Origin of the sequence: Companilactobacillus bobalius (genome assembly GCF_002179915.1) — a bacterium.
GTDB lineage: Bacteria > Bacillota > Bacilli > Lactobacillales > Lactobacillaceae > Companilactobacillus > Companilactobacillus bobalius.
Genome location: NZ_MYFM01000008.1, coordinates 151,948 through 163,304, shown reverse-complemented (window position 1 = coordinate 163,304; position 11,357 = coordinate 151,948). Strand labels below are relative to the sequence as shown.

Below are 11,357 nucleotides of genomic sequence, written 5' to 3'. Positions count from 1 at the left end.
TTTCTCCATGTTTGATTGGGTTTGGTCGCTTAAATCTTAACATGAGAACAGTGATGTTCTTTTTTTATTTTCTAGAGATTAAAAAACTGGTATTGATTATTCATCAATACCAGAAAGTATAGAACTATTAAAATATGCATATCGCCTATTAATTTAACTAATTACTTCTTTTTTTGTGATGCTTTCATAGTACTCATTAACTGGTTAAGTTTCTTTTGTGATGGTTTTTGTCCCATTTGAGCCATCATTTGCTTAATCATATCTGCACTGATTGGTGGATTGTCTTGGAAGTACTTCTTCATATACCATCTGGCAATAAAGAATCCACCAACTAAACCGATTAATAAGGCTAGAATACCAACGATTATTGTTGTTCCCATTTATGTTTCACCCTTTCCATACATCTATTAATATTACAAAAAAATCACTCTAATTGAAAGCACTAATCGTCACGTAAACCTTTTTTACGTTGAATTTCTCTAACTTTCTCCGGTGTGACTTCATTTCCTTGCTTATCAAACACTCGTGTCATTTCAAGTTGAGATCTAAAACTAGCACGGAAATTCTTCAAATATTCTTTTCTAAGTTCGGCTTGTTGATCTTCTTCTTCTTTGGTAATAGTTCCATCTTTAGCCTTATGAGCTAATTTATTAATTTTTTTGAGCAATTCTTCTTGTTCGTTCATAATTTTAACTCTCCCCATTATATCGAACACTTGTTTGAACTTGCATTCATATTTTGATACAATCTAATTAAGATATTAACAATGAGGTGTTCTAATGTCAAAAGCTGAAGGCTCTAAACAGTCACAAATTTTACAATGTATTTATGATTATTTAGACGAGCATGGATATCCGCCAACTGTCAGAGAAATCTGCGAAGCTGTAGACTTATCATCTACATCAACGGTACACGGTCATCTATCTCGTCTTGAGAAAAAAGGTTTCATTCAACGTGACCCTACTAAGCCTAGGGCAATCGAACTTACCGGTGCGGGTTTGAATTCCATCGGTATTAAGTCAAAACAAATTCCTATCCTCGGTACTGTTGCCGCTGGACAACCAATTACAGCTGAACGTAACCCTGATGGATATTTCCCAATTCCACCTGACTTAAATCGTGATTCTGGCGAATTATTTATGCTCGAAATTCACGGAGAAAGTATGATCAACTGTGGTATTTACGATGGCGACCATGTCATAGTACATGAACAAAACTTTGCTAACAATGGTGAGATCGTTATTGCCATGACTGAAGACATTGAAGCCACATGTAAGAGATTCTATCAAGAAAATGGACATTACCGCCTACAACCTGAAAACGATACAATGGATCCAATTATCTTAGATAACGTAGAGATACTTGGTAAAGTTGTTGGATTATATCGTTCACAAATTTTTTAAATCAATCACTCCTTTTGGGGTGATTTTTTTATTATTATCAGTAATTTCTTCTATAATAGAAAGTAATTTAACTACGAGGGAGAAATTATGACTGAATTCTATCTCATCCGCCATGGACAAACTAAAGCTAACGTGATGAAAATGAAACAAGGTAACATCAATACTGAAATGACTTACTTAAATGAACACGGTCAACAACAAGCCCAAACTTTGGCACAAAATTTTGACATTAGTTTTGCTGATCGTATTATCTGTAGTCCTTTAAAGCGTGCCCAACAGACAGCTGCCGTCTTAAATAAAGAAGCTAATCTACCAATCTCTTATGATAAAAGATTGGTGGAAATATCTTACGGTCAATGGGACGGACAAAAGAATGCCGACTTAAAAAAGATTCATCCTGATGCTTACAATAAATACTGGAATGACGTTCTACCTTTTTACACTAAGTATGCCACTGATGGAGAACGCTTTGAGGACGTTGTTAAACGGGTACACAGCTTTTTAGAAGACGCTCTAAGTAAATCCCCCAATGACAAGCTTATCTGCGTTACACACGGCTTTACTGTTAAAGCAGCAGCTTTAGACGTTCTGAAACCTCAAGATATGATGAGTATTCCCGAACCTCGAAATACTAGTGTCACTAAAATTGTCGCTACCCCAGAAGATCAGAAGTTTTATTTAGAATATTTTAACCAGATTTTTAACTAATTTGATTGCAAAAAAATAAACCATCATTGAATTATAAAATTCAACCTGATGGTTTATTTTTTGAAGTTTAGTTGCCATTAAATGTATTAAATTAGATGTCGCGACGACGTTCCTTAATACGAGCAGCCTTACCTGTACGAGCACGTAGGTAGTAAAGCTTGCTACGACGTACACGACCATGTCTGATAACTTCAACTTGTTCTACACGAGGTGTGTTCAATGGGAATGTTCTTTCAACACCAACACCATTACTCATCTTACGTACAGTGTATGTAGCACTGATACCTGAGCCATGTCTCTTAATTACAACACCTTCGAATAATTGAATACGTTCACGAGTACCTTCAACAACCTTAGCATGTACACGAATAGTGTCACCGCTACGGAAGTCAGGAATGTCAGAACGTAATTGTTCTTTTGTAATATCTTGAATTAATTCATTCATGAATAATTTCTCCCTAATTCGACACTCTTATATATCTCTGACATACAGCGGAATATCGTTAATATGTGTCCAAACACTCTTAATATGATACTTTATTTGGACGAACTTGTAAACTATATATTTTGACGAATTTTTCTGAGAATCTTCTCTTCCTCATCCGTCAGCTTTGCAGTTTCCAATAAATCTGGTCGACGTTCCAAGGTTTTTTTCAAGGCTTGAGTCAATCTCCAAAGACGAATCTTTTCGTGATCACCACTTGTCAAAACCTCTGGAACCTTCTTACCACGGAAATCAGCCGGTTTAGTATACTGTGGATACTCTAACAGACCATTTGAAAACGATTCTTCCTCAGCGGAGAATGAATTACCTAAAACTCCAGGTACAAAACGCAATGTTGCGTCAATCATACTCATAGTTGGTAATTCTCCACCGGTTAAAATATAGTCACCAATTGAAACTTCATCTGTAACTAGATCCTTAACACGCTCATCAAAACCTTCATAGTGTCCACAAATAAAAACTAATTGATCTTCTTTAGCAAAGTCACGTGCCATTTTTGTGTTGAAAGTTTTACCGGCTGGATCAAGTAAAACTACTCGTTTGCGACCCGGCTTTTTTGTTTCAACATAATTCATAGCATCATAAATTGGTTGAGCTTGTAAAAGCATACCTGCTCCACCACCGTAAGTTGTATCGTCAACATGATGTTGCTTATTTGTCGTATAATCACGAAAATCAACTACATCAATATTAACAAGTCCCTTTTCTTGAGCTTTACCAATCAAAGATTCATTTAAAGCCTGAAACATTCTTGGAAAAATGCTTAAAATTGTAATATCCATTAATCTATCAATCCATCCGGTATTTCGACTTCAACAACTTGTTTGTCGAGGTCAACATTCTTAACAACATCTTCAATATAAGGTAACAAGACTTCCTTATACTTAGTTCCTTTTACGACCCAAACATCATTTGGACCTAATTCCATAATCTCAGTAATCTTTCCAATTTCACCAAGGTCTTTGTCTACTACTTGCAAACCAATGATCTGCTTATAAAGAAATTCACCTTCATTTAATTCGGAAGTTAACTCACCACTAGCAAAAAGCTCTGATTTAACATACTTTTCAACATCGTTGATGTTGTCATATCCCTTTATTTTCAAAAGGATAAAATTCTTATGTTTACGAGCTGACTCTACCGTGAACTCTTCACTAGAATTATTCTTTTTAAAGACTAATTTTGAACCCGTTTTGAAACGATCTTCTGGAAAATCTGTAATTGGAACGACTTTTAATTCACCTTTAATACCATGCGTATTGACGATAGTACCAACTCGATATAATTTTTCGGTCATTTTTCCTCCGTGATAAATAAATAGGACCCTGACAAAACATCGTTTTATCTGGTCCCATCAAAATAACTATTTTGTAAACTTGCTTTCATGGAACTTTTGCATAATACCATGTTGTTTCAACAAGTGACGAACTGTATCTGAAGGTTGTGCACCTTTGTTCAACCATTCAACGATCTTGTCATCATCAAGTTTGATTTCTTCTGGTTGTGAGATTGGGTTGTAGTAACCAACTTGTTCGATAAAGCGGCCATCACGTGGTGAACGTGAATCTGCAACAACTAATCTATAAAATGGGCGTAACTTGCTACCCATACGTTTCATTCTAATTTTAACTGACATATGTTTGTTTCCTCCTAAATACTTAACTTTGTTAGTATACACAAAAAAGAGAGTGGTGTAAAGTTTTTTTCTTTACACCACTCTCTTTTTTATGTTTCTTACTTTTTTAATAACCAATGTTCTATGTTGAATAGTGGAAACGAGCTGCGTAGGCCAATTTCTTCCGGTTTGCTACAGTTCTGAAATTGCCCGCACAGTACGCGCGCGATTCCAGAGCTTAGGCAAATCCTCGGAAATTCCCAGGCCTACTGCGCTCTCTATGATTTGAATCGTTTAATCTTCTTTAAGCGTTTCTTCTTACGTTTCTTACTCTTACGGACCATTGAATGCATTGCCATCTTACCTAGACGTCCTTGCATACCATTGCCCATAAGTTGATCCATTCCGGCCATGTTACCTTTGCTCATTTTGTTCATCATGTCTCGTGACTGTTTGAACTGTTTGATCATTCGGTTAACATTTTGAATGCTTTGGCCTGATCCTTTAGCGATTCTTCTTCTTCTTGAAGGATTCAACAAATCGGGATCTTCTCGTTCTTTTGGTGTCATGGAATAAACTATTGCCTTTAAATGCGCAATATCTTTTTCACCAATATTGATATTGGCTAAAGCAGGATTATTGGCCATTCCTGGAATCATCTTCATGATTTCATCCAAAGGACCCATTTTTTGAATCTGATCCATTTGATCAATAAAATCGTTAAAGTCAAAACTATTCTCTCGAATCTTTTCGGCTACTTCTTTAGCTTGTTTCTCATCATAATCTGACTGAGCTTTCTCAATCAAGGTCAACATATCACCCATACCAAGGATACGGTTAGCCATACGATCAGGATGGAAAACATCTAATTGATCTAATTTTTCACCTTGTCCAATAAACTTAATTGGTTTACCAGTAACGGAACGAATTGAAAGTGCAGCACCACCACGGGTATCACCATCTAACTTAGTTAGAACAACACCAGTGATATCCAATTGCTCATCGAATCCGGCAGCTACTTTAGCAGCTACTTGACCAGTCATAGAATCGGCAACAAACAAAATTTCATCTGGATGAGCTAATTCTTTGATACGTGTCAATTCTTCCATCAATTGCTCATCGATTTCCAAACGTCCAGCTGTATCAATAATTACATAATCATTTTTGTTCTCGTCAGCAACTTTTAAACCATTACGAACAATATCAACAGGATCATGTTCTGTTCCTTCATCGTATACAGGCACATCCAATTGTTGTCCAATAGTCTTTAACTGTTCAACAGCGGCTGGACGATAAACATCCCCAGCAATAAAGAGTGGTCGAGCCTTTTTATCATTTTTAAGATAATTAGCTAATTTACCAGCTGTTGTAGTTTTACCAGCACCTTGCAAACCAACCATCATGATAATTGTTGGTATATGAGCCGATTTATTTAACGGAACAGCTTCTTGTCCCATTAACTTAGTTAACTCTTCATCAACAATTTTGATAACTTGTTGTGAAGGTGTCAAACTGTCCATTACTTCGGCACCTAAAGCACGTTCTCTGACTGTCTTAACGAAACTCTTAACAACGTCAAAGTTAACATCAGCTTCAAGTAAAGCCATACGTACTTCACGCATTACTTTACGAATATCTTCATCAGAAAGCTTTCCCTTACCCTTTAAGGTTGAGAAAACTTTTTGTAGACGTTCGCTTAATCCTTCAAAAGCCATATTCTTCTCCTATTAATTTTCATTTATTTTTAAAATTCTTTGTACTAAATCTAAAAGTTCTTTATCGTTGGAATATTTTTTTTCGACTAAGGTTTGCAAAGTATCAGCAATATCATCAATCTCAGTTGTCTTTTTAATTAATCCTAATTCCTGTTCAAAAGACTCCAATGAATTAACAGTACGATGTAAATTATCCAAAACTGCTTGTCGTGAAACTTCTAACTGTTCAGAAATTTCACTAAGTGAAAAATCTTCAACATAATAAAGTTCAACATAGCGGCTCTGTTTCTTAGTTAATAAAGAATGATAAAAATTATACAACAGATTCACGCGTGTGGTTTCATCTATCTTCATTTTATTTATTTGAAGCTCCAACAATTAGTTCCTTAAATAGTCCGTAAATGAACTTCTCAGGATCAAAGTCACGTAAATCGTCCATTTGTTCTCCCAAACCAACTAATTTCACAGGAATATGTAACTCATTACGGATAGCCAAAACAATTCCACCTTGAGAACTACCATCAAGTTTTGTCAAAACAATACCTGAAACAGCAGTGGTCTCATTAAACTGTTTAGCTTGACTTAAAGCATTTTGTCCAGTTGAACCATCCAACACCAACAATACCTCTTGTGGTGCATCTGGCAATTCACGAGTAATAACACGCTTGATTTTTTCCAACTCACGCATCAAGCCTTCTTTATTTTGCAAACGTCCAGCTGTATCAACTAATAAGATGTCAAAATCCTCTTCTACGGCCCTTTGGACAGCATCATAAACAACCGAAGCTGGATCAGTATGTGCTTTGCTTGCTTGAACAGGTACGTTAACACGTTTACCCCATTCTTGAAGTTGCTCAATCGCACCGGCTCTAAAAGTATCACCTGCAGCAAGTAAAACTTTTTTGCCTTCTTGTTGATATCTATGTGCTAATTTACCGATTGTAGTTGTTTTACCAGCACCATTAACACCAACGAATAGAAAGACAGTCGGTGTTTTATCAGTACTGAACTTCAAAGTATTATCTTCGTTCTTACCTTCTTCACCATACATATCAACTAATTTCTTAACAATAACGTTAGAAACATCAGAACGTTTCTTAGCATTCTCAAGTTTTACTTCTTCACGTAATTCGTCAGAAATACGCATTGCCGTTTCATAGCCAACATCTGATTCAATTAATAATTCTTCCAAATCATCGAAGAAATCTTCATCAACACTTCTAAAATTAGCTAAAAAACGATTAAAACGAGCACTGAAGGAATTACGACTCTTTTTCAAACCCTCATCATATTCTTTAACATCATCTTTTGGTTCGGATTCCGGTTCAGATTTATCTTCAGCATCTGATTCAACATCCTCTGATTCTTCAGATTTAGTCTCCTCTTCTACTTCAGTATCCTCAGAAATAGTTGCTTCCTCAGGTTGTGTCTCTTCTGTTTCAGGTTCTGACTCTACTTCTACTTCATTTTCAGTTGAGTCTACAGGTTCAGATTTCTTTGGTTCTACGGACTCCTTAACTTCTGGTATTTCTATTTGAGGCTCTTCTTGTTCAAGTTGAACTTCCTCAGGTTCTTTTTCAGCTTCCGTTTCCTTTGGTTCTGGCTCTAATTCTGAATCTGATTTTGGTTCAGGTTCTGATTCAGATTCTGGCTCTTGTTCTACCTTAACCTCTGGAGTGGATTCTTCAGTTTCCTTAGGTGTTTCCTCTGTTTTATCGGAATCATCAGAAGTTTTGCTGGATTCAACACTTTGGTCAGGTTCTTTTTCAGCTTCTGGAGCTTTTTCTTCTAATTTTTCATCTTTAGAATCGTCTTTTCCAGTAAAAGCTTTTTTAATACGATCAAATAATCCCATAATTAACTCCTTATTTTTTGACTTCGACAGACAACATACGTGATACACCAGATTCTTCCATGGTTACTCCATACAAACGGTTAACATTCATCATGGTTCCCTTACGGTGAGTAATCACAATAAATTCTGTATTGTCATCATATTGATTCAAGTAATTGGCAAAACGATAAACGTTAGCATCATCAAGTGAAGCTTCAACTTCATCCAAAATGCAGAATGGCACTGGTTTTACTTTGATAATGGCAAACAACAACGTAATAGCTGTTAGAGCCTTTTCACCACCGGATAACAAGCTTAAACGTTGGAACTTCTTCCCTGGTGGTTGAGCAATAATTTCAATTCCCGTTTCCAAAAGATTATCTGGCTCAGTTAGTACTAATTTAGCACGGCCACCAGCAAACATCTCTGGGAAAATGTCTTCAAAAGCATTTGCAACTTCATCAAACGTCTTTTTGAATCTAGTTGTTACTTCTTTATCCATTTCTGACATTGTATCTAATAATTGTGCTCGGGCCTTTAATAAATCGTTTTGTTGCTGTGTTAAAAATTCATATCTATCTTTTACTTTATCATATTCAGCGATGGCCGATAAATTAACAGTTCCTAACTCATCAATTCCCATCTTAAGTAAACGAGCTTCTTTTTGTAGTTGTTCTGGATCATAGTCGCCTTTATTCAATTCAACTAATGAAGCTTCATAGGTCAATTGATAATCTTGAGAGAGAATATCCAAGCGGCTATCAATTTCATTAGAAAGCTTTGTATTCTTGATTGCCAACGTCTCTTGTTGATCAGAGGCATTCTTTTGTAAGTCAAAATTACGTTGAGCCTTTGCATTCAACTGTGTAGACAATTCTTGTTGTTCCTGACGTTTAGCTTTCAAATCAGTCGCGTTATCTTGAAGTTCTGTGATTGTTTGTTTCAATTGATTGATCTTTTCTTTTACTTCTGAATTACTTAACTGTAATTTATCTTTTTCAGAATTCAAATCTTTCAATCGTTCTTCAACTTCTGTTACTTGTTGACTAAGACTAATAGTACTTTCTTTCAAATCGTTATTCTGAGCCAACTCACTCTCGTGTTTACTCTGAACAACCGCCAATTTAGTTTGCAAACTCTGTTCATTTTCATTGATTGAACTCAATTCACTATCAAAGTCAGCCAAGATTTGTTCTTTTTGTTTAATTTCATCCTGTACTTGAGAAATTTTATCCTTGATATCATTGGCTAATTGTACTTGTTTTTCCAAGTCAGAATTTAATTCTGATTCTTCAGTCCGATTCTTAGAAAGACTGTACTGCATAACATCCAAACGTTCTTTAAAATATTTCTCTTCATTTTGATAAGTTGACATTGAGTTTTCTAATTGATTCTTTTCCTGATTAAAGCTAGCTAATTTTTCATCAGCTGTCTTCTTTTCAGCATTTAAGCCAATCAATTTTTGACGTAAATCTTGAACAGTCTTTTGCTTTTGATCAAGTAAAATTTCCTTTTTAGACAATTCAGTCGTCAAGGCCGTCAAATCATCTTTTCTTGTCAAAATATTAGAATTAATTCTTCTTTGTTGACCACCAGTTAATGAACCACCCGCATTGACCACATTACCGTCTAAAGTAACGACACGATACTTACGACCTACCGCAGCTGAAATTCTAGTAGCTGCGTCAATATTCTCAGAAACTAATAGATTACCCAAAATATTCTTTACAATATTTTCAACTTTACCATCATATTCAATCAAGTCACTAGCGACCCCAACAAAACCTGCGATTGCTTGGGCTTTGTTCAAGTCATTAGCATAAATGCTGCGTGGTTTGATGATGTTTAAAGGCAAGAAAGTAGCTCGACCACCACGACTTTGACGTAGAAAGGCAATTGCTTGTTTAGCTGAGACTTCATCTTCAGTAACGATTGATTGCAATTGATTACTTACGACCGTCTCAACAGCCAATTGATATTCTTTAGGCACTGAAATCAACTCAGCGATGGCACCAACAATTCCGGTTAGCTTGGATTGATTGTTCAAGACATTTTTAGCACCTTCAAAGAAACCAGCATGTTCTTGTTCCATGTTCTCTAGAACTTTTTTACGTGCTTTGATTTCTTGAAGTCCTTCTAAGACATTTAGATAATTGCGATTCTCTTGCTTTCCAGTCTCAGTTACTTGGTCAATTTCCTTAGCTAAAGTCTGATCATGTTCAATTAAAGATTTATTATCGGTAACTAAAACCTTAACTTTAGCCTCTACTGCCTGACGTTTCTCTTTTGATTCAGTTAAATCATTATTAATCGACTGGATCTGTTGATTTTGATCACTGATTTGAGCTTGAATTCGATCCAACTGTTTCTGTGAGAAATTTTGTTCATTATTGTTAGAAACTTGTTCTTGCAATAAATCTACATATCGGTCACGAAGATCACTAATATTTTTTTCAATGTCAGCTGGCGTTTTCTGTTTTAATTGTTGAACATCTTCCAATTGCTTTTGAAAATCAGCAATCTGTGCTTCACAATCAGCTAACTTTTGATTAGAATCAGTTAATTTCTTCTCATTAATTTCTTTTTGTTTCTTTAAATCATCTAACTGTTTCTTTAAAGAAAGTTGGTTAGTCGAATTGAAACCACTACGTTCATCCGCTACGGCTACTTTACCGTTATACACTTCGAGTGTGCGGGTATTCTCAACCAATTTAGTCTGATTCTCATCAATTTTTTGCGTCAAATCATTGATAGCAGCATTGTTATCTTCAACTTGTTTATTCGCAATTTTTACTTCTTTAGCAATGTTTTGAGCACTTAACTTAACTTCACGCAATTCCTTATCAATTTGATGCTTTTGAGCCGACAAATTTCTAATTTCAATTGTTAAGATTTTTTGATAAATGCTGTCATACTTACTCTTTTGTTCTTGATAATCGCGAGCAATACTAGCTTGCTCTTTCAAGGGTTCAACTTGCTTAGATAGCTCAGAGACAATATCCGAAACACGATGTAAATTATCAGTTGTTTCGGACATTTTATTCTCAGCTTGTTGTTTCTTCTGTTTAAAAAGCGAAACACCCGCTGATTCTTCAATAATGGTTCTTCTTTCAACCGGTTTACTATTAAAAATAGCTTCAACACGACCTTGAGAAATAATGGAGAATGATTGTTTCCCCATCCCCGAATCCATAAATAATTCCGTAATATCACGTAAACGACACTGTTTATTGTTAATTAAAAATTCTGTATCACCATTTCTAAATAGACGACGACAAATAACAATTTCATCTTGTGACGATTTTAATTCGTGATTACGATTATCAAATTCTAAAACAACTTCCGCCCGATTCATTTGGGGACGTGTTGCACTACCAGCAAAAATCACATCGACCATTTTGTCTCCACGTAGGCTTTTTGCTGATTGTTCACCCATTACCCAACGAATGGCCTCTGTGATATTTGATTTTCCACTCCCGTTGGGTCCGACGATACCAGTGATTCCACTCGTAAAGTCAATCTTTGTCTTGTCAGCAAAAGATTTAAACCCATTGATCGTTAACGATTTTAATGGCAT

12 protein-coding genes are annotated in these 11,357 nt (G+C 35.7%); 2 read left to right on the top strand and 10 right to left on the bottom strand.

The genetic code is table 11. The features are described from left to right. Window positions 1-161: 161 nt before the first annotated feature. Window positions 162-380 carry a YneF family protein gene (locus LKACC16343_RS12595; protein WP_056951281.1) on the bottom strand — a complete coding sequence of 73 codons (219 nt, stop codon included), beginning with the start codon at window positions 378-380 and terminating at the stop codon, window positions 162-164. A gap of 62 nt (window positions 381-442) precedes the next feature. Next, window positions 443-685, bottom strand: a complete 243-nt coding sequence (locus LKACC16343_RS12590; RefSeq protein WP_025085678.1) for a DUF896 domain-containing protein — start codon at window positions 683-685, stop codon at window positions 443-445. 94 nt (window positions 686-779) lie between these two features. On the opposite strand from LKACC16343_RS12590, the gene lexA reads away from it, so the two are divergent. Beyond that, complete coding sequence (lexA, locus tag LKACC16343_RS12585; RefSeq protein ID WP_025085679.1) at window positions 780-1,403, top strand: transcriptional repressor LexA; 624 nt, start codon at window positions 780-782, stop codon at window positions 1,401-1,403. Between the two features lie 87 nt (window positions 1,404-1,490). After that, window positions 1,491-2,111, top strand: coding sequence for a histidine phosphatase family protein (locus tag LKACC16343_RS12580; RefSeq protein WP_056951284.1), 621 nt, complete (start codon window positions 1,491-1,493; stop codon window positions 2,109-2,111). Between the two features lie 91 nt (window positions 2,112-2,202). Here LKACC16343_RS12580 and rplS read toward each other — a convergent pair whose 3' ends face one another. The 8 genes from rplS to smc all read right to left on the bottom strand — a co-directional run bounded on the left by rplS (window position 2,203) and on the right by smc (window position 11,357). Next, window positions 2,203-2,556: a 50S ribosomal protein L19 gene (rplS, locus tag LKACC16343_RS12575; RefSeq protein WP_054641949.1), complete on the bottom strand. Its 354-nt coding sequence runs from the start codon at window positions 2,554-2,556 to the stop codon at window positions 2,203-2,205. Between the two features lie 113 nt (window positions 2,557-2,669). Continuing rightward, window positions 2,670-3,398, bottom strand: coding sequence for a tRNA (guanosine(37)-N1)-methyltransferase TrmD (gene trmD / locus LKACC16343_RS12570; protein ID WP_056951286.1), 729 nt, complete (start codon window positions 3,396-3,398; stop codon window positions 2,670-2,672). After that, the gene (rimM, locus tag LKACC16343_RS12565; RefSeq protein ID WP_056951288.1) at window positions 3,398-3,913 is read right to left on the bottom strand and encodes a ribosome maturation factor RimM; all 516 of its coding nucleotides are present in this window, start codon (window positions 3,911-3,913) and stop codon (window positions 3,398-3,400) included. The genes trmD and rimM overlap by 1 nt, the downstream gene beginning before the upstream one ends. A gap of 66 nt (window positions 3,914-3,979) precedes the next feature. Further along, window positions 3,980-4,252 carry a 30S ribosomal protein S16 gene (gene rpsP, locus LKACC16343_RS12560; protein WP_010019451.1) on the bottom strand — a complete coding sequence of 91 codons (273 nt, stop codon included), beginning with the start codon at window positions 4,250-4,252 and terminating at the stop codon, window positions 3,980-3,982. 257 nt (window positions 4,253-4,509) lie between these two features. Next, window positions 4,510-5,946, bottom strand: a complete 1,437-nt coding sequence (gene ffh, locus LKACC16343_RS12555) for a signal recognition particle protein (protein WP_054641952.1) — start codon at window positions 5,944-5,946, stop codon at window positions 4,510-4,512. A 12-nt stretch (window positions 5,947-5,958) separates the two neighbouring features. Further along, window positions 5,959-6,300 carry a YlxM family DNA-binding protein gene (ylxM, locus tag LKACC16343_RS12550; RefSeq protein ID WP_056951289.1) on the bottom strand — a complete coding sequence of 114 codons (342 nt, stop codon included), beginning with the start codon at window positions 6,298-6,300 and terminating at the stop codon, window positions 5,959-5,961. Between the two features lies 1 nt (window position 6,301). Then, entirely contained in the window at window positions 6,302-7,801 is a 1,500-nt protein-coding gene (gene ftsY, locus LKACC16343_RS12545; RefSeq protein ID WP_056951291.1) for a signal recognition particle-docking protein FtsY, read from the bottom strand. 10 nt (window positions 7,802-7,811) lie between these two features. Further along, window positions 7,812-11,357: a chromosome segregation protein SMC gene (smc, locus tag LKACC16343_RS12540; RefSeq protein ID WP_056951293.1), complete on the bottom strand. Its 3,546-nt coding sequence runs from the start codon at window positions 11,355-11,357 to the stop codon at window positions 7,812-7,814.